A 20,941-nucleotide genomic window follows, 5' to 3' on the forward strand; every position below is an offset into this window, starting at 1 on the left:
ATCTTCAATTGTTTCATCTACAATCATTCCTTTAGAAGATGTAAAGTTAAGAAGAAACTCAACTTGATTTTTCAAATCATCTTTCTGTCCATTTGTAGAAACTCTTGTGTAAATTACTATTTTTCTATCTGTAGTAATATTACTGATACCTTTAAACTCTAAATACTGGTCATAAGTATAGTACCTTCTATCTGTTGGAGTTCTTTTGGCTTTTAATATATCTTCTCTATCCCAACGTTGTAAAGTTTTCACACTTACACCTAGTAATTCTGCAAAGTCTTTAGGTTTATAATTAGTTAAATGTTTATTCATGTTAACCTCACCTCTCGGGTACACATTGACATTTTTAAACACATTTGTACACTTTTTTATTAACTATAGACTTCCTCCTTTATAAGCTTCTATAAACTTTGTTTTTGCATCATCTAGAATAGTATTAACCTTTTCTAAACTATTAGACTGCTCTTCTGCTCCAATGGCAGTTTCTTTTATAGATTTTGTAATATTATTTTCTGATTCACTTACAATATGTATATTTTTATTATTTATTCTTATACTTTCATCCAGCTTTAAAGTGCTTTCTTCCACTATGTTCATGGTTTCTTCAATCTTATTTAATAACTTTTGTGCTTTTTCTGCTTCTTTGGCAGATTTTTCAACTAAAGACGAACTTACTTTAGTGTTTATAAATGTCACTATCATTATTAAGTTTATTCCAACCATGCTAATTATAAAAACCACTAAACCTCTTTCTGTAGATATATACTGATTAATTAATTCAATAATATTAGCAAAGATAAATGTAGCTTTAAAAAGTTTTTCATCAAAATATAAAGCTGATAATGAAATAGTTCCAGCCATAAGCATAAGTGCCATGTTCATATAATCATAATAAGAAAGAGAAAATAACATTAATCCTATAATGTTTAAATATTTAGTCATACCGTATATCTTACTTTTAGAAAAAATAAAGCTAAATAGTATTATAAAAAATAATATAGCACTTCTAATTGAATTTTCATCCCTATGTAATCCTGCAATACTGCATATTAAATGTATAGCAAAGATTGCTATAAATGCTCGTATTATTATACTATTCACCCTTTTTACATATTCTTTTGTAGCATCATTAATATCCATATTATACCTCCTTTCTATTCTATAATTCTCGTATATTCTTTCTAATTCTTCAGTTTTTTACTTATTTTACTTATTTTACATTTATTATATGTTGCACTTCTTATTTTTTATCTTTTCATCAAAATATCGCCATATAAATTTATCTACAAATACAATTTTAATTAACACTTTTATATTAAAATGCATAAAATATATCATAAGCAATAAAGGAAAAAAGATACATTTCCTCTTTATATGATTTAAACCTTTTTATTTAACGTCATCCTTCTGTATTTTAAGATTCTACAGTGTAAGAGTTCCTTATTCCTAATTCTAAGATGACAGCGCTCTATATTGATTTATCTTATTTCCTTTATAAAGTCACCACATTATAAATCATATTTCTATACTTCTTACATTTTAAGAATCTTGCTTAATAACTTTTAACTCATTAACTATACCTTCAAACCAGCCAAAAATAATTCCTTTTCATAAGATTAAAAACAAGTGCAGAAGGACGTGAATTAATAAGAAAGCCCGATTTTTCGGACTTTCTTTCATTTATAGTACTATTTTTAGTTTACATTATGGTCTTAAAATGATAAAGTATTATTTGTTATAATAAATGATGGAGGAATAAAATGAAACTTTTTAGAGAAGCTATTATTGTTTTTGGTATTTATATTCTAGGAGATTTAATTTCTAAAGTATGTGCTTTACCTATTCCAGGTAACATTGTAGGAATGTTAATTCTTCTTATACTATTATGCACAAAAGTAGTTAAGGTAGAGCAAGTTGAAACTACTTCAAATTTCCTTTTAGACCACCTTGCTTTTTTCTTTATTCCAGCAGGTGTTCAACTTATGGAATCTTTTGGTGTAGTAAAAGACACATGGATAAGACTTATAATAATCTGTGTTCTTACCACTATAATTACTATGGGTAGTACAGGAGTTATTGTGCAACTTGTTGTTAGAAAATTACATAAAGATGAGGAGACAGAATAATTATGGACATTTTAATTAATGAGATGTTTTTTGGTATTGTACTTTCTTTAGTAGCCTTTGAAATAGGTTTACTTATATACAGAAAAACTAACATTCCAGTTTTTAATCCACTTTTAATTGCCATATCACTTGTAACAGGATTTTTACTTGTATTTCATATAGATTTTAGCGTATATAATGTAGGAGGACAATTTATAAACATGTTTTTAGGACCTGCAACTGTAGTTCTAGCAGTTCCACTATATAAGCAACTTGAATTATTAAAAAAACATGCACCTGCAATCTTAATAGGAATTTTATTAGGATCTTTAATAGGTATATGTTCAGTTGTCTTATTAGCCTATTTATTTGGTCTTAATGCTGAACTTATAAGATCACTTCTTCCTAAATCAGTTACGACTCCAATAGGAATAGAATTATCAAATCAGCTTCAAGGAATTGTTCCTATAACTGTTCTTGCAATTATAATTTCAGGAATCGCAGGGGCTGTACTTGGGCCAACAATCTGTAAATTATTTAGAATAACTGACAGTGTTGCAATTGGGGTTGCAATAGGTACTTCTTCTCATGCAGTTGGAACAAGTAAAGCTTTTGAAATTGGTGAAACAGAAGGAGCTATGAGTAGTTTATCTGTTGGTATTGCAGGGATTATGACAGTATTTCTTGCACCACTCATATATTCTGTTGCTCAATATGTACATGCATTTATAAAAGTAATTAGCTAAAAAACAGCCGTTTTTACTTAATAAAACCTATATAATAAAAAGAAATTTTATTATATAGGTTTTATTTTTTAACTGCTGTTTTTATTATTTTATAAATTCAAGCTGCCAATTAAAGTATCCTGTTTCTTCATTTTTAACATATTTAAAATAAGCTGAAAATGTATTTCCTTTTTTACTCTTTAAATTTCTAAATCCTACTTTTCCGTTCTTTAGTAGTAAAGATACCATTTCTTTAGAAACCTGTTTTCCAAAGGAAGCTATATACTTATCATCCTTCCATATAGTAAACTTACATCCATTTTTCCAGTTACTACAGCCAAAGCCCTTTTCTCCCTCAATAACTGGATTACCACATACAGGACAGTTTCCTATTGCTTCTACTTCCTTTGGAAGCTCAACTCTAAATTTCGATAAAGCTCCTGTATCCTTCTTTATTTTATCAACAGACTCTACAGTAAAATCTGTTATAAGTTTCATAAAGTCATCCTTTTTAAACTTACCTTTTTCTATATCAGAAAGAGTTTTTTCAAGTTTTCCTGTATACTCAAGGTCAAAAAGTTCTTGAACTGGAAAAATCTCAACTAAAGTTCTTCCAAGATCACTTGCTATAAGGCTCTTCCCCTTAGTCTTTATATATCCTATATCCTTAAGTTTTTTAATAGTCTCTGCTCTTGTTGCTGGAGTTCCTATACTAAAACCACTTAATATTGCCTGCATCATTTCATCAGAATCTTCTTTATCATCGATTCCCTTACCACAAGTCTCCATAACTCTTAAAAGAGTTTTTTCTGTGTGATGTTTTGGTGGTTTCTTTGTAACCTTACCAATTTTATTATCTACAATATCACAAACTTCATCTTTTTGAACCATTGGAAGAATTGTATCTTTACTTTCTATCTTCTCAACCTTCTTCCATCCTTCTATAAGTTGAATTTTTCCCTTAGCTATAAATTCACCCTTTACCTCTGGATTATTAGATTTTAAAGTTATTTTACTTTCTTCGTACTCTGCTACTGGCATAAACTGCATTATAAATCTATTTTTTATAGCATTATAAACAATTTCTTCATCTTTACTTAAACCTGTTGGCTTTATATATGTAGGGGTTATGGCACTATGGCTTTCTACCTTAGAGTTATCAAATACCCTCTTAGATTTTACAAACTTAATTTCATTTTCATAAGGAAGACCTGTTTTTAAAGTCTCTAAAACCTTTCTAGCTCTATCTTCTAAACTTTCTTCTAAGGCTACACTTCCTGTTCTTGGATATGTAGTAAACTTCTTTTCATAAAGACTTTGAGCAACCTTTAGAACTTTATCTGATGTCCACCCTTTATATTTACTTGTAATGTATCCTTGTAAATTAGAAAGATTAAATAGATAAGGTGGATAATCCTTCTTCTTTTCAGTCTGCTTATCTATAATCTTAGCTTTTCCATCCTTTAATTTAGGTACAAGCTCATCTAAAACTTTTTTATCCTCAAACTTTTCACTATTTTTTTCATAGTACATTCCATCAAATTCTTCATTTTTAGAATTTTTGAAGGTTGTTGTAAGCTTATAATAAGTTGTAGCTTTAAAATTTTCTATTTCTTTATCCCTATCATATATTATCTTAAGGGTTGGAAGAAGTACTCTTCCTATATTTATAGTTTTATTTTTCTCGAAGTTATACTTTAGTGTACTTACTGAAGTCAAATTAATTCCTATTATCCAGTCAGACCACTGTCTACCTATTCCTGCATCTTGAAGAGACTTCATTTCCTGATTATCTTTTAATTTTTCCATTCCTTTTTTAACTTCATCAGGAGTCCATTCATTTAATAAAAGTCTAAAAATAGGCTTTTTAACCTCTAAATAATTGAAAATTTCATCTGCAATAACTTGACCTTCTCTATCATAGTCCGTTGCAGATATAATTGAATCTACATCTTCTTTTTCTATAAGACTTTTTATTATTCCAATTTGCTTTTTTGCACCTTTATCTTCAATGCTTCTATCAACATTATCACATTTAACTTTATACTGAAAATCCTCAGGTATAAATGGAAACTTTTCAAATCTCCAACCCTTCATATTTTCATCATAGTCTTTTGCATCATATAACTGCAAAAGATGTCCAAATGCCCAAGTAATGTAATAGCCATCACCTTGAAAGTATCCATCTTTTCTAGTTTTTACTTTTAATGCTTCTGCTATATTTTTTGCAACAGAAGGCTTTTCTGCAATAATTACTTTACTCATAAATACTCCCTTTCTCTTCATGACTTAGTTCTATCGACTTAAAAAAAACAGTTAACTTTTTTAATACTAAACCTTTAGTTTTCCTGCTTTCTTCGTTTTTTTATTTCCTATACGCTAACACAAAGTGGCTGACGCCACTCTTTTCAGCGCAGGAAGCGGCTTTGTAAAGCCTGTCAAAAGGTTCTAAAAGTAAAATAATTTCATATAAAAATACAATTTAATTATTTTGCTTTTAGGTTCTTTCTAAGGCACTACAATTATTTTTTAATGTCTTTATCATCTTAGATAGCTGAAAGTCCCTATTTATCGCGTTTTACTCACTTGAAAATTTTGTATTTTCCAACACATTAAAAATAGGCATGATTCATGCCTATTAAACTATTATATTTTTTTATTTTATAAATTTCAACTTTTTCTTTTTCTAATTCTTTTATCTTTCATTTAAATCCCATATTGAAAAATTGAGTACTATAGCAAAAGAACACCATAAAATATACGGAATCAGTAAATATGCTGCTTGTCTATCTATTTTACTAAACTTTATAAATGTGACTATTATAAATATAAATAAAATAATTAATTCAATAAGTGCTAATCCATATAGTCTAAAGGAAAAGAATATAAAACTCCATAAAAAATTTAATAAAAGCTGCAAAGCATAATAAAAGAAAGCATTACCAATATTTTTTCCTTCTTCTTTACACATATATATCCTATAGGCTGCAATTCCCATAAGTATATATAAAATAGGCCAGACAATCACAAAAACATATGCTGGAGGAGAAAATACTGGCTTATTTACAGCTAAATATAGGCTCATACTATTTCTAGTTACAAGATAAACTAATCCTGAACCTAAAAGTGGAATAAGTATTGATATTATAAGTGGTATTATTTTTATTTTGCCATTTACCTTTAAAATATTATACATAATATCTCCTAATAAATCTTAATCTATATTAATATTATGTATATAAAAGGAGTTATATTCAAAGTTAAATATATATATCTGCAAACTCTATATCAACCTTTTCAGATAATTGATCTATCATCTCAAATTGCTCTTCTATTTCACACTCATCTATTCTATAGCATCTTGGTAGTGTAATAATAAATTCTGTACCAATATCCTCATTACATTCAAGTCTTATACTACCTTTATTTAATTCTAGTAAAGCCTTTGATAAATATAGTCCTAACCCACTACCTTCATTGCTTCTATTTAAAGATTTATTTATCTTAGTGAATTTATCAAAAATATATGGTCTTTCTTCTTCACTAACAATATATCCATTATTTTTTATATGAATTATGACATTATTATAATCTGCATTAATTTCTACATTTGTCATGCCACCATTTTTACCAAATTTCATACTATTAGATAAGATATTTAAAATAACTCTTTCTATCATTTCTTTATCACATTCAACATAATATTCTTCTTCTTCAGAATCAAAAATTAATTCATTCTCAATTTTTTTCATATATCTATCGCAGGCAAGTGAAATATTTTCTACAACAGATACAATATTGTGTACTTTTTTGCAAGGTTCTAAATATCCTTCTGAAATTTTATTTGCATCTATAAAATTATTTATTGTTCTAATAAGCCTTAAGCAATTATGTTTTATACTATCATTATGTTTATCTAAATTTTCAATTCTATCATCATTTAAATTTATTTCACTTAATTGAAGTGCTGAATAAATTAAATTAATTGGTGTCCTAAGCTCATGAGATATATTAGAATAAAATTCTTTCTTTGCTTCTTCAATTCTTAAGTATTCTTTATACTTACGTTTAAATTCATAATTCTTATTAATTTCCGTAACATCTTTCCAATATGCAAATTTAGTTATATTATCTATATTAAATAAATAAATTTCAAATTGTCTTTCACAATAAGAGTCCAGATTAAATCTATAACTATCCTTTTTAGAATCTTTTATATCCTGTATATCTTTCTTTAACATATCGTATTTACTTGTAATTTTATTTTTTGATAATAATAATTCAATAAAATCATCAAAGCTTATATCATGTATATTCTTTTCACTATTTCTAAAAAATCTTTTAGCTTCTGAATTAATATAATAGATCTTATCAAAATAAAATATAACTATTCCATCAGAAATATGTTCAATTAAATCACTATACTTTTTACTGCTCTTTTCAATGATATGCTCTAATTCAATTAAAGTTTTATTTCTACTTTTTAATATGTTGTTTAACTCTTTTTGAGTTATCTGTATATCTGAAAATTCCTTTTCCATATTATTATAGGATTGTTTTATCACAAATTTAGAAATTAGAGAGAAAATAATGTAATAACTTATAAACTTTGTTGCAAAAGCAATAATTATTACTATATCTCCTACTTCCCATTGCATACTCTTTATAATTTGATAAAAAGAAATCAAAACTATATATAAATACAATGTTTTTATCTCACTTTTACTTAACTTCATATCATTTTGTACTATTGCAAAAATATCTAAAACTAATATTGATATTAATATGACTTTTGATATAAGATAAAAACTTGAAATATTATCCAGAGCATAAAATAAAAATAAAAACACAACTAAAAGCACAGGTACAACAATTGCAACCAATAATTGATATTTAACTCTTTTTTTCATTTTGCTTAATATGTACGATACAAAAATAACTAAGTATTCTAAACAGTAATTTGCTTTTATGAAGTTTTCATTAACATTAACCTCAGAAGTTGCAAATATGCTATCTCTATATATAAATATATAACAGAAGGATATTATACTTATTGCAAAGAAACAAGCCCCCATATTTTTGTAAAACTGTCCTTCTTTTAATTCCCTATTTAAAAAGCAAATTAATCCTATACTAAATGCAACGCATGCGCATAATCCCTCATTAAGAAATATATATATACTAATATTCTTTTCAAAAAATAATGAAAAAAAATATGCATATAGCAGTATTGTTAAAGCAAATAATATAGCATGATTTTTCAAATATTCTTTGACTTCAAATTTACTTTTGAACTTAAACATACTTATATCTCCTTATAAAATATTATTTCAACATCTGTTCCATTATTAATTTTGCTATTAATATTAATATTTCCATTTTGTTTTTCAATTAACTTTTTCACTACAAACAAGCCTATTCCTGTTCCTTTTTCATTGCACGAAGCATTATTTTCTCCCATAGAATATCTATTAAATGCCCTTTCTATAAACTCACTATCCATTCCAATTCCATTATCCTTTACATGTATAATAACTCTATCTTCTTCATCATTTATGGAAACTTCTATTTTACCTTCCTCCTGAGTAAATTTTATAGAATTAGATACAAGATTAATTATTATTCTTTGCATAAACTCTTCATCTATTTTCACATATACTTCTTCTTGATCTGTATCAAAAACCAGGTCAATAGCTTTACTTCTTGAATAATCTATTAAAGACATAACTGTTTCTTCTATTATTTCAACTATGTTTTTAACTTTTAGATTGGGAGATAAATAATCTGAATAGATTCTGCTACTATCAATTAAATTATTAGTAAGCCTTATTAGACTTAAACAATTTAATTTACAAATCATGTTGTACTTATTTAAAGATTCTTTGTTATTATTTTTTATAAATACTGGTACTAATTGAGCTGCTGAATATATAACATTTACAGGAGTCTTTAAATCATGAGATATATTTGATAAAAAATCACTTTTAATCTTTTCTTGGAATTTATTATTTTCCATTTCAGTTTTTAATTTGCCAATTTTTATTTTTGAAGTGACGTCATCAAAAATCATAAGAAATTCTGTATTGTTTTGCGAAATATCTATAATTTCAATATTTACATGCTTTTTTTCTTCTTTACATTTAATACTTGCATTAATTCCACTCATTTCTCCAGTTAAAGCCTTAAGAAAGTCTCTCATATCATTAATATCTATTATTTTTAAAATTTTTTTATTTATTATATTTTTTATATTTTCTTCTTCAATTAATTTTTGAAAGCTAGAATTGGCAAAAATTATTCTTCCATTTATAGACAATAGAACAAGAGGCACTGGCATACTAGTAAAAAAAGTCTTAAACATCTTTTCTTTTTTCTTAATTATAGACTGGGAAAATTCTAATTCTCTATTCTTTTTTACTACTCTATTATTTAATAATTCCATCTCAATATTTTCTTTATACAAATCACTAAACAATACTTTATATGGCCTACTAATTAATTTATCAATGAAGTTAACTGTTAATAAGACAAATGATGCAAACATCATAATATTAATTATTTCATCAATTATAATATTATGATTTGGTATTTTTATAACAAAAATATTTAACATAGTAATTACTACAAGCATATATGCTAATAAAAGACTTATATTTATATTGTTACCTACCTTCAACTTTACTTCTTTTAGCCTATGAATATTTATAAAAAAACAAGCAAGTAAAATATAATTAAAAATAAGTAAAATATTAATAGCTCTTTTCATTATACAAATATTAATAGCAAAGAAGCTCAAAGAAGTAATAATTATCACTTCAAGTAAATTAATTTTATAATATAATTTTAAGATATATGTATTAACATATTTAAAAAATATGCCTATCATCTCTATATACATAGTAATAAAACATATGTTATTTCCCGTTGATTTCATCCAATATCTACTATTAAAATTTGCTGGAATCATTGAATATATTGAAAATAAAGCTATAAAGGTATAAATGAAGCTAATAATTAAATAATGTTCTCTTTTATGTATACTCATTATTGACTGAAATAACAAAATAATGGTTAATGAACCTATTAAGTATGATATAGATTGAATATATCCTCTTATATCAGTCATATTATTAAAAATTATAGATACAAAAATATTAAAAAGAACCGCTAATAAAATACTATAAATACATATTTCCTTCGGCAGATATAATATTTTATATTTATTATTGTTGTTTTCCATAATTCCCCCCAAAAATATCTTACAGAATTATTTTACACCATTTATAATAAAAATCAAATTTAATATTTATTTTTTCAAAAACAAATTTATGTAAAATTAATTATGAAGGCTCAATTATGAAATGGAGTGATAAATAAAACTAGCTATTTAAATATATGTGGACGACCTTTAAAATTCATATTTTTATAAGTATATTCTCCTTTTGTAAATAATGGGCATTCCGGAAATTTACCAAAAATATATTTAAATAGTGCTAAATAATTAGCCAAATATTTAGCTGAAACTCCTTTATAAACTGAAATAAATCTTTTTATATTACTGTGAATACTATTTATTCTTTGAATATTAAGATCTTTGAAACTATGTTTTCCCTTTGGAATGGCTATATGATTAAGCTTGCAATAGAAAGACAAAGTTCTATATGAGTATATGCTATACGTTATAAAAATACTTTTGGGATTAATTATTTTTCCTACACTCCTTATAAGAACATTACTTGAGGTTTTTCCCATGGCAATTGGATCAACATAAAAATCATTGTTATCATCTAAGGTAGTTAAAACACATACTTTTTCTTTTGAAATCCCTCTAAGTTTTCATTGACCTCCCTTTTATGAGCTTTTCTAGGCATAACAAAATCATCTTTTAACTGATTTCCCTTAAAAGATTCTTAAAAAAAGTTTCATTTCATAAGCTTATATCCTTTTTAGATGAAAAAATATGGGGTATTAGTACTTTTTACATGATTTACAAAGGTATCTTTGAACATTTTTATTCTTACCATTTTTAACTATGTATTTATTATGACAATGAGGGCAAATTAAATTTGAGTCTCTTTTAATTGAAGATAATTCAATTAGCTTACTTATATCAATAATTAATTTTCTTTTTGAGGGATTACCATAGGTTTTATTATTTCTAATACCTCATTGTAATTATAGGACTTCAAATATATCATCTCCTAAAAAAATATTTGTTAAGATGATTAACATATTTTATCACTTTTATTCATAATACAGCCATATAAAAAGACACAGGATACAAAGCATTAAATCTTATATATCCTGTGTCTTTCTTTATTGGGTAATATAAATGAAAGTGCAGGTAATGGGACTTGAACCCATATGCCCATAGGACACACGCCCCTCAAACGTGCCTGTCTGCCAGTTCCAGCATACCTGCTAAAGATTATATTAATATAATACAATACCTTCACATTAATTACAATATTTACAACTTTACTTTTCTATCTTTCTCCATGCTAAAAGTGCATTTAAATTATTAAAAGAATGTACCTCAAGAGTTACAGTATCTCCATAACCTCCATATATTAAACTTTCTTTATCCTTTACTTGATAGCTTTCTATCTTTTTCTTGCAAATATCATATAACTCATAATCTCCCGCTATAGCTGCAGTTTGTAGAATATTTGCATAGATAGTTGTGGATTCAATATTACTTATAGCTTTTCCTGATAAATCATATAAACTATAAATTCCATTATCCTCTTTATATTTTTTCTTAATATAATCAAGACTATCTTTCACATCCAAACCAGCTTGAGCTCTATTTAAAAGAACTACAGAATTAAGCTCCATATTAATATTTTCATTATCAAACTCATCCTTGCTTCTATCATATTCTTTCTTATATAAAGGAATTTCTAAGCTTACTTTTGATCTATCTAAAAGTTCAAGAGATGCATTATATATCTTTTTATAATCATTATCTAATGAAGCTATTAATCTAAGAGCCAATATATCTAAATAGCATATTTGTGTTTTATCACTTTTTTTGTATCCATCATTAAAATCTGATAAAAGATTACCATCTGCTAATTCTTTTTTAATTCCTTTAGATATCTTAAAAGCAGTCTTTCTATAATCAATGTTATCCCATTTCTCTGCTGCTAATAATAAAGCTTTTGAAACTCTTAAATCATCAATGGTTGCAGAAGTGTTAGTTTCTTCATCTTCTAAAACTCTCCATTTTAAAAGTCCATTTTTCATCATCATATTATTTTCAATATAAGATAATATATTTTTAAATCCTTCTTCATTATTAGTATCTAAATAGTATAATAACATTAATCCTTCAGATTCAGATAAAACCGAATATCCCTTAGTTATATCTCCTTCTGACTTAACATCTTTATAATTAGTTTTTATTCCAAAATTACTAGTCATTAAGCCTTTAGTAATAAAATCATATAGATTTTCTTCTTCTTTTGATACTTTTGTATTATCAAAAGTCACACCACTATTTATAGGTTTTATATATGGTAGCAGTAAATTAATAAATATACTTATTAATAAAAGCATAGATACTAATGCTATAATAATGGTATTTATTTTTTTCTTACTCATTTTCTCCCCCAAATTTTTATTCATATATTTTTTTATATATGTTATAGTATGTCTTTACTTTATCCACATATTCTTTAGTTTCTTTATATGGTATATAATCTAGCGTCTTTCCATTACTTGAATATTCCTTATTTTTAAGCCACTCTTTAACATTTCCTCTTCCTGCATTATAGGCTGCTACAAAAAGGTCTACATCCTTAAATTCGTCCCTTAAATTATTCAGATACCAGCATCCCATTTTTATATTATACTCGTCATCATATAGCTTATCAGGAGTATAATCTTTAAGCCCCATCTTTTCTGCAATCCATTTTCCAGTATCATCTGTAATCTGCATTAATCCCATTGCATTTTTATGAGATGTTGCACCTGTATCAAACCCACTCTCTGCCCTTATTACTGCTAATACAAAATATGGATCTAAATCATTTTCTTCTGAATATTTCATTATTGCTTCCTTATGTTTAAAAGGAAAAACATACTCCTTTAAAATAAATTTTCCACCATAGAAGGTAATTAATATTATGATTAATACTGCAGCTAATTTCTTAACCTTCATTCCATTCTCCTTTTATTATCTTATTTTCAAAAAATCTATAGAATTTTTAAAAAATCTATAATGTCGTCTACTTGCTTTTTAGTAGTTACCAAATCTCCCCCATTATTGATAAGTATATTAGCGTGCTTTTTCTTTTCCTCCATTTGCATTTGGGCATTAATTCTACTTATAGCTTCTGATTGACTTAATTTATCTCTAAACTTTACTCTTTGTATCTGAGTATTTGTATCTGCCCAAACTAAAATAACATAATCCATATCCTTATCCATTCCATTTTCAATTAATGTTGGGGCATCTAAAATAACTAGTTTTTCACCTTTTTCTTCATATCTTTTAAAAGCTTCATCTATTTCTTTGAAAATGTATGGCATTATAATTTCTTCATATCGTATTCTTTGCTTTGGAAATCTAAAAATATGGTTTCCAAACTCTTTACGTCTAAATTGACCTTTCCAGTCAAAAAAGCCTTCCCCGAATTCAATTCTAACTTTATCTAAAATTTCAGGATATCTAGAAAGTACATCCCTAGCAATAAGATCAGCATCTATAACTTTAAAGCCAGAGCTTATAAACATAGCAGATACTGTACTTTTACCTGTTCCTATACCTCCTGTAAGTCCTATTTTTAACATTTTTAATCCTCCCTTTTACTTAGCCGCATACCAAGTAGTACCTTCATTTATATCTACCTCTAATGGTACTTGTAATTTTAAAGCATTTTCCATTTCTTCTTTAACTAAACTTCTAACTTTTTCTTCTTCATCTGCTTTAACATTTAATATAAGTTCATCGTGAACCTGCAAAATAAGACTACTCTTTAAATTTTCCTTCTTTAATCTATTATATACATTCACCATAGCAATCTTTATGATATCTGCAGCACTTCCTTGAATAGGTGCATTCATAGCAAGTCTTTCACCTAATGCTTTAACTATTTTATTAGAAGCTTTTATTTCTGGAATAAATCTTCTTCTATTAAATATTGTTGATACATATCCTTCTCTTGCTGCATCTTCAATTATTTGATCTAAATAAACTTTAATCTTAGGATATCTATCAAAGTATATATTCATATATTCTGATGCTTCCTTTTTAGAAATATTTAAATCCTGTGCTAATGAAAAATCACTTATACCGTATACTATTCCAAAGTTTACTGCCTTAGCTCTACTTCTCATAATAGGTGTAACTTCGTGAATAGGTACATTAAATACTTCTGAAGCTGTTTTTGTATGAATATCACTATGATGTGTAAACGCATTAATCATATTTTCATCTTCAGCCATATGTGCAAGTACTCTAAGCTCTATTTGTGAATAGTCACAAGATAATAATATATCTCCCTCTTCATTTGGTATAAATACCTTTCTTATTTCTCTTCCCATTTCATATTTTATAGGAATATTTTGAAGGTTAGGTTCTGTACTTGAAAGTCTTCCTGTTGTTGTAACAGTTTGATTAAAGCTTGAATGTATCTTTCCATCTGACTCAATTACTTTCTTTAAACCTTCAACATATGTTGAATTAAGTTTTGTTATTTGTCTATAGTATATTATCTTTTCTATTATAGGATGCTTATCCTTAAGTTTCTCAAGAACATCTGCATTTGTAGAGTATCCTGTCTTTGTTTTTTTGATAACAGGAAGATCCATCTTTTCAAATAGTATTTTTCCTAATTGCTTTGGTGAACTAATATTAAACTCTTCTTCTGCATAATCATATATTTCTTTTTGAGTCTTTTCAATTTCTTCTTTAAACTTCACTTCTAAGGTATCTAACATTTCCTTATCAACCTTAAAGCCTTCGCATTCCATATAAGAAAGTACATTTACTAAAGGAAGTTCTATTTTTTCATATAGTTCATCCATTTCATCTTCTTTTATTTTCTCTTTAAGAATCTCAGTTAATTTAATCATATTCATAGATGACTTAACAAAAACTTCATCTACATCCCCTGTAATTTCTTCACCTAAATAATCTTTAACAATCATATCTATATTGTATTTTCCCTTTGATGAATCAATTATATATGCTGCAATTGCTGTATCAAATTCAAAAGCTTTAAGCTCTATTCCTTCTTTTCTAAGTATTGTTATTAAATGCTTAGCATCATGAATAATCTTCTTTTTAGACTCATCTTCCATATATTCTTTTAATGCATTAAAAGCTTCTTTATTATTCTCTTCAAATATCTTATTGCAGTCTATTTCATAACTTTCTTCCTTATTAATTAGCACAAGTTTATTAAGTTTTATCTTTGAATAACTTGTTTCATTATCTACTTTATAAGTTATATGAGATTCTTCTTTTTGTTCTTTTAAGACCTCTTTTAATTTTTCTAAGGTATCAATTAATTCTATTCCAGCTGCATCTTCCATACTGCTATTTTCTTCTTCTAAAATAGAGATACTAAACCTTTTTAAATTATTCTTTAGCAAGAACTGTTTTAAAGCATCTTCATTATATTTCTTAGTATTTCTAATAGAATCAAAATCTAATTTTAAGTCTATATCCTTAATAACTTCTAAAACTTCTCTAGACTTTTTAAGTTCTTCTTTAGATTCTAATATATTTTCCCTTAGCTTTTTACCTAAAACACTATCTATATTTTCTATTATGCCATCTATAGACTTAAATTCACTTATTAAATTATAAGCTGTTTTTCTTCCAGCTCCACTTACGCCTTTAATTCCTAAATCCATATCTCCAATTAATGCTACAGAATCTAAATACTGATTCGGTTCTATCTTGAATTTTTCTTTAAAGTTTGGTTTATCATAAATAGAAATTTCATTAATTCCTTTTTCTATCTCTAGTACTTTTACATTATCAGAAACCATTTGTAAATTATAATTATGAGCTTCTGCTATGTATACTTCAATATCTTTTTCCTTAGCATTTTCTACTACTTTACTTATTATATCACTTGATTCATATCCATCTATTTCAAAAATATTAATTGATAATAAACTTAATAATTCTTTTATTAGAGGAATCTGCATCTTTAATTCTTTAGGCATACTATTTATGCCTGATTTATAGTTAGTATATTCCTTACTTCTAATTGATGGAGCTTCTGTATCAAAAACTGCTAATATATAATCTGGCTTATATTTTTCTTCAAGTTTAATAAGAATATCTAAAAAGCCATAAACAGCATTTACACACGCTCCTTCATCATTACTCATTATAGGTAATGCATAATATGATTTTCTTAATAAGGAAACTGAATCTAATATTAATAATTTTTCCATATAATCCTCCTCTAAAATTTTATAACTTATCTAAATTATTATTATCTTTTGCTTTTATTATACTATTATTCTCCATCTAATTCATTAAAGCATTCTAAAATATGCTTAAATCAAGCTCTTCAGATAAATCTTTTAAAAGGTGAAGTCCTGCTAAACTATTTCCTTTCTTATCTAAGGCAGGTCCATAAACACCTATTCCCATCCATCTAGGTACAGTACCTAAAATACCTCCACCAACTCCACTTTTAGCTGGTATTCCTATTTTAACTGCAAACTCACCTGATGCATCATACATTCCGCATGTAACCATTATGGTTTTTACTATTCTACAGTTTTCCCTGGAAATAAGTCTTTCATTATTCCATGGTGCAACTCCTTCATTTGCAAGCACAGCTCCAAACATAGCTAAATCAAGAGCAGTAGCTTCTATTGAACACTGCTTAAAATATAAATCTAAAATTTCTTCAATATTTCCTTCAAGCATACCATTGCTTTTCATAAAGTATGCTAAAGCTCTATTTCTATCACCAGTTTCTTTTTCTGACATATATACTTCTTCATTAAGGCTAATAGTAGGATTATTAGTAGCTTTTCTCATAAATTCAAGTATTCTATTAAACTTATCCTCTTCATTTTCTCCATATATTAATGAAGTAGTAACTATTGCTCCTGCATTAATCATTGGATTATAAGGTTTTGTCTGATCCTTCTTTTCTAAGTTGACAATACTATTAAATTCATCACCTTTAGGTTCAACATTAACCTTTTTAAATACGTTTTCTCTTCCATTATCACCAAGGGCAAGTATAAGGCCTACAACCTTTGAAATACTTTGAATAGTAAATTTCTTATTACAGTCTCCTGCACAATACTTTCTTCCCTGTAAATCAACAATGGCAACTCCTAAATCTTCCTTATCTACTCTTAATAAAGCAGGTATATATGAAACTAAATTTCCTTCTTTTCCATAGCACTTATTTTTCTCTACTAGACTTTCTAATAATTTATACATAAAAAGCACCTCTTTATCTTTTGTTTATCTGTGATTACATTATTCTATATTATTTTTAGCAATAAGTGCAAATAAATAAGTGGAGAGATAAAATTATATTCCCTCCACTTAAATTTAAATATCTTAATTTATATTAGAATTTTATATATTTTCTACTTCTTCTTGTGCCTCTAATTCAAGTTTTTCTGCTTCCTTTAATGCTTCTGCTGCTTTTAATTTTGCCTTTAAAGCTTTTTCTTTTTTCTCTGCAATTATTTTCTTTTTAGCCTCAATCTTAGCTTCTTCCTCTAGTTTACTCTTACTATTTTTAGCTAACTTTTCATCAAAAAATTCAACTTCTCTAATAAGCCCTTCAATAAAAACTGCAAATCTTTTCTTAACTCTTCCCTTAAAAACAAAATTTTGAATAAGAACATTAAACCATGGCACAAATCCCTTGCTTACTTCGTCTTCAAGTAGTGTTATTCTTGTTGAATTTTCATCTACACTTTCAAAAGAATATTTAGAAATATAAGTATTGCTTGGAGATGAACTTTTTATTTCATATAACTCATTTTTCTTAAAGCCTGTAATCTCTACTTCAAGATTTGCTACTTGAGCTGAATATGATCCAACTTTTTTAACTACCTTACATCCAACAGGATTACTTGCATTGAATTTAGGAAAATCTTTTTTTGCACTTCTAATAAAAACATTAAATACTTTTTCTACTGGAAAATTAATAACGGCTGAATTTGAAAAAGCCATTAAATCCACCTCCATTTTATTTTATTTATGTAATAATTATACTAATTCAAAAATAACTTTACTATGTTTATAGCAGATATTTTTTTATTTTCTATAAAATAAAAGAATGTACAAGCAAAAGCTTATACATTCTTTTATTTAAATATATATTTTTTAAGCTTCTATATCCTTTTGTCTATTAGCCATTAATACAAATGGTGTCCATAAGAATACTGATAATACCAACAATGCAGCTGCAAGAACTGTTGCCTTTATATCTCCACCTGTTGCAAAGAATGCTGAAACTACTGGAGGACAAGTCCAAGGTACATCAACACAAATGTAATGTGCAAATGGTATTGGCTCAGTGAACAACCATGCTATGAATAATAGTAATGGTGTATTTAATAAGAATGGTATGAAGTAAGTTACATTTAAGATTATAGGTAAACCAAATATAACTGGTTCATTAATTTGGAAACAAGCTGGTGCTATAGCTAATTTTGCAAGTTCTCTTGATTCTTCTCTCTTTGAGAATATGAAGATTGCAATTAATAGACCAATTGTTCCACCAGATCCACCTGGCATAGCATAAACATCAATAAAGTTTCTTGTTAATGCATATTGAGGTTGTAATCCTTTTGAAAAAGCATCTATGTTATCTAACTTAGCTGGTTCATATAATGGTTTCATTACAGAATCTACTATGTTCATACCATGTAATCCGAAGAACCATAATAATTGAGCTAATAATGCTAAGAAAATAAATGTTGCTGGTGATTGACCTAAGTTCATTAATGGTTTTTGAATACAATCAAATATCCAAGTAGGTAAATCTTTTTCTACTCCATTTATAAATATAGTTGAAACAATACCGAATATAATCATAGTAACCATACCTGGAATTAAAGCTGCGAAAGATCTCATGACAGCTGGTGGTACTTGTTCAGGCATATGAATAACAAAACCTTTCTTTGTTAATCTAACAAAGATTTCAGTAGCGATAAATGCAGTAATTATACTTGTAAACATTGCATTAGCACCTAATAGACCCATGCTATATACATTAGATACACCGGCAGTATATTCTCCTGTCTTTTCTGCAAAAGTAAATGCAGTACCATCGTTTACACTTGTTGGTAAAAGTATAAAGTAGCAAGAGAATGCACAAACTGCAGCAGCTAATGGATCTGAATCATAAGATTTAGCTAATGAATAAGCTATTGTTATAACTAATAAAATAGCTAAAATCTTTAATGTACCATTTTGGATTTGCCAACCCATATTAATAATATATTTATCTAATATAGGTGATACATAATCTTTCCAAAAACCTAATTTGTATAATTGTTTACCAATGATAGCGGCTTCATCATGATTAAAGAAAACGCAGTTAAAAAGAACGGCGAATGCACCTGCTATAGATGCAGTCATTGTTGCTAAGAAACCATCTCTTAGAGCAACTAAGTGTCTTTGAGTTCCAACTTTTTGAGCAACTGGAAGTAAGAATCTTTCCATTACTCCAGAAATCTTGTCCATAAAACTCATTTGAATCCCCCCTAAATATTAATATATATACATAGACTTCATTAAAATTTAAAACTGCCCATTTTAAGTTTTTAACTACATCTTATATATCGTTTTTAAAATCCCAAAAGGTAAAATAATTAGTGATATTATATTTTATTAACATAATATTTTTTTATGACAACTAAATTGTGTTTTTTAAATAAATACTATTTTTACTAAACATAAATATCCAGCTAAATAATTGTTTTAACCCTTTTAGGTTCATTCCACAACTTAATCTTATAGTTTCTTTATCCCTTATCTCTATTTGTTTTATAGGACTTTTACTCCACATACACTTAACAAATACTTCATGCTTTCCAGCACTTAATCTAACTACTTTTCTTGTTCCGTTTTCTATACTATTTATTTCTTTACCATCAATATATATTTTAAACTTAGCTAGATTATTGACTTGTTCATACTCTCTTGTAAAAATAATGTCCCCCATATTTTCACCCAATTATTCTTCAATGTACTTCATTATGTCAGGCATAAATTTTTCTGTTTGCTTTAATCCAAAAGCAGATGGCTTAATTACTATATAAGGCATTTTTCTGCTATCCAGATCAGCCATTATTTTACTTTGTACTAACATTACTTCTGGTGAAATTATTACTACTTTCACATCTTCTTTTTCAAGTACCTCTGTATAAGCCTTGTCATTTGCATAAATCCATTTAATAGGTAAGTTATTTTTTTCTGTGTATTCATTCATGAATTTTTCAAAAGATTTAGATTGTGGTTGACTCTTACTAATTACTAATACATTATTCATTTATACTCCTCCTAAAACTACTGAATCTATAGCTATTTACACTATGTATAAAATAACTTCACAAACTATGATATCATTTACACAAGAGACATATTCATTCCCCTTCTGAATAAATATAATATTCAGTATGTAAATTAATGAATTATTTGAAAATCTTTACAAGTTTATTTTATACCTTTTTTTATTGGTTGTAAATAGAATTTATAGTTTTTTTTTATACTTTTACCAACCTTTTATATTTATACCTATGAATACACTTAATTTCGCCCTATATAAGCTATAATTTATTACTTAAAATACCACCTTTTCTTTTTTAAGTATTTATTTGTGTATTTCACGAAAAACACTTGATTTTAAAAACTTATATTTTTATACATTTTTATATTTGTTAGAAATAATTATTGTGGGATATATGTTTGAATAAAATAGAAAAGCACATTTTTTAAGGCTTTATTATAAACCAAAATGGTAAATATAGGAAAATATACAAACAAATAATTGTTTATATATAATAAGAATATATTCAAATAGATATTGTAAAATTATGAAAAAATCAAATTATTAACTATGATAGTGCATTTTTACTTGAAAAATTTTACAGTCAAGT

At 26.7% G+C, this 20,941-nt stretch carries 17 protein-coding genes and 1 tRNA gene; 2 read left to right on the top strand and 16 right to left on the bottom strand.

The features are described 5' to 3' along the window. Together BM384_RS07070 and BM384_RS07075 are read right to left on the bottom strand one after the other, a co-directional pair. The coding region (locus tag BM384_RS07070; protein WP_139232058.1) for a MerR family DNA-binding transcriptional regulator at nucleotides 1-312 on the bottom strand (312 nt) is incomplete at its 3' end. Nucleotides 313-375: 63 nt separating this feature from the next. Next, entirely contained in the window at nucleotides 376-1,140 is a 765-nt protein-coding gene (locus BM384_RS07075; RefSeq protein WP_090012434.1) for a hypothetical protein, read from the bottom strand. Between the two features lie 620 nt (nucleotides 1,141-1,760). Here BM384_RS07075 and BM384_RS07080 point away from each other — a divergent pair. Together BM384_RS07080 and BM384_RS07085 are read left to right on the top strand one after the other, a co-directional pair. Then, nucleotides 1,761-2,126 (top strand): CidA/LrgA family protein, encoded by a 366-nt coding sequence (locus BM384_RS07080; RefSeq protein WP_090012436.1) that lies wholly within the window; start codon nucleotides 1,761-1,763, stop codon nucleotides 2,124-2,126. 2 nt (nucleotides 2,127-2,128) lie between these two features. Next, on the top strand, nucleotides 2,129-2,851 hold the full coding sequence (locus BM384_RS07085; RefSeq protein WP_090012437.1) for an LrgB family protein: 723 nt from the start codon (nucleotides 2,129-2,131) through the stop codon (nucleotides 2,849-2,851). Nucleotides 2,852-2,935: 84 nt separating this feature from the next. Here the strand turns inward: BM384_RS07085 and BM384_RS07090 are convergent, their stop codons facing one another. From BM384_RS07090 to BM384_RS07160, 14 genes are all read right to left on the bottom strand, one after another. After that, nucleotides 2,936-5,095: a type IA DNA topoisomerase gene (locus tag BM384_RS07090; RefSeq protein WP_090012439.1), complete on the bottom strand. Its 2,160-nt coding sequence runs from the start codon at nucleotides 5,093-5,095 to the stop codon at nucleotides 2,936-2,938. 430 nt (nucleotides 5,096-5,525) lie between these two features. Then, the gene (locus BM384_RS07095; RefSeq protein ID WP_090012441.1) at nucleotides 5,526-6,026 is read right to left on the bottom strand and encodes a TspO/MBR family protein; all 501 of its coding nucleotides are present in this window, start codon (nucleotides 6,024-6,026) and stop codon (nucleotides 5,526-5,528) included. A gap of 64 nt (nucleotides 6,027-6,090) precedes the next feature. Then, nucleotides 6,091-8,133, bottom strand: coding sequence for a sensor histidine kinase (locus BM384_RS07100; protein ID WP_090012442.1), 2,043 nt, complete (start codon nucleotides 8,131-8,133; stop codon nucleotides 6,091-6,093). 2 nt (nucleotides 8,134-8,135) lie between these two features. Next, a complete protein-coding gene (locus BM384_RS07105; RefSeq protein WP_090012444.1) occupies nucleotides 8,136-10,070 on the bottom strand; it encodes a sensor histidine kinase in 1,935 nt (644 codons plus the stop codon). Nucleotides 10,071-11,169: 1,099 nt separating this feature from the next. Then, nucleotides 11,170-11,252: transfer RNA gene (locus BM384_RS07115), tRNA-Leu, on the bottom strand. A 56-nt stretch (nucleotides 11,253-11,308) separates the two neighbouring features. Next, nucleotides 11,309-12,436 (bottom strand): glycosyl hydrolase family 8, encoded by a 1,128-nt coding sequence (locus BM384_RS07120; RefSeq protein ID WP_090012447.1) that lies wholly within the window; start codon nucleotides 12,434-12,436, stop codon nucleotides 11,309-11,311. A 16-nt stretch (nucleotides 12,437-12,452) separates the two neighbouring features. Further along, nucleotides 12,453-12,995, bottom strand: coding sequence for a lytic transglycosylase domain-containing protein (locus BM384_RS07125; RefSeq protein WP_090012449.1), 543 nt, complete (start codon nucleotides 12,993-12,995; stop codon nucleotides 12,453-12,455). A gap of 35 nt (nucleotides 12,996-13,030) precedes the next feature. Next, a complete protein-coding gene (gene coaE, locus BM384_RS07130; RefSeq protein WP_090012451.1) occupies nucleotides 13,031-13,627 on the bottom strand; it encodes a dephospho-CoA kinase in 597 nt (198 codons plus the stop codon). A 15-nt stretch (nucleotides 13,628-13,642) separates the two neighbouring features. Continuing rightward, nucleotides 13,643-16,249 carry a DNA polymerase I gene (gene polA / locus BM384_RS07135; protein WP_090012453.1) on the bottom strand — a complete coding sequence of 869 codons (2,607 nt, stop codon included), beginning with the start codon at nucleotides 16,247-16,249 and terminating at the stop codon, nucleotides 13,643-13,645. A gap of 94 nt (nucleotides 16,250-16,343) precedes the next feature. Beyond that, complete coding sequence (gene glsA, locus BM384_RS07140) at nucleotides 16,344-17,261, bottom strand: glutaminase A (protein ID WP_090012454.1); 918 nt, start codon at nucleotides 17,259-17,261, stop codon at nucleotides 16,344-16,346. Nucleotides 17,262-17,402: 141 nt separating this feature from the next. Then, nucleotides 17,403-18,008 (bottom strand): DUF3284 domain-containing protein, encoded by a 606-nt coding sequence (locus BM384_RS07145; protein WP_175537308.1) that lies wholly within the window; start codon nucleotides 18,006-18,008, stop codon nucleotides 17,403-17,405. A 153-nt stretch (nucleotides 18,009-18,161) separates the two neighbouring features. Next, nucleotides 18,162-19,535 carry a PTS sugar transporter subunit IIC gene (locus BM384_RS07150; protein ID WP_090012458.1) on the bottom strand — a complete coding sequence of 458 codons (1,374 nt, stop codon included), beginning with the start codon at nucleotides 19,533-19,535 and terminating at the stop codon, nucleotides 18,162-18,164. Between the two features lie 163 nt (nucleotides 19,536-19,698). Continuing rightward, on the bottom strand, nucleotides 19,699-20,007 hold the full coding sequence (locus BM384_RS07155; protein WP_139232060.1) for a hypothetical protein: 309 nt from the start codon (nucleotides 20,005-20,007) through the stop codon (nucleotides 19,699-19,701). A 12-nt stretch (nucleotides 20,008-20,019) separates the two neighbouring features. Beyond that, nucleotides 20,020-20,334 (bottom strand): hypothetical protein, encoded by a 315-nt coding sequence (locus BM384_RS07160; protein WP_090012461.1) that lies wholly within the window; start codon nucleotides 20,332-20,334, stop codon nucleotides 20,020-20,022. Between the last annotated feature and the right edge of the window lie 607 nt (nucleotides 20,335-20,941).

It is taken from the genome of Clostridium sp. DSM 8431 (assembly GCF_900116755.1).
In the GTDB taxonomy this organism is placed as follows: Bacteria; Bacillota; Clostridia; order Clostridiales; family Clostridiaceae; genus Clostridium.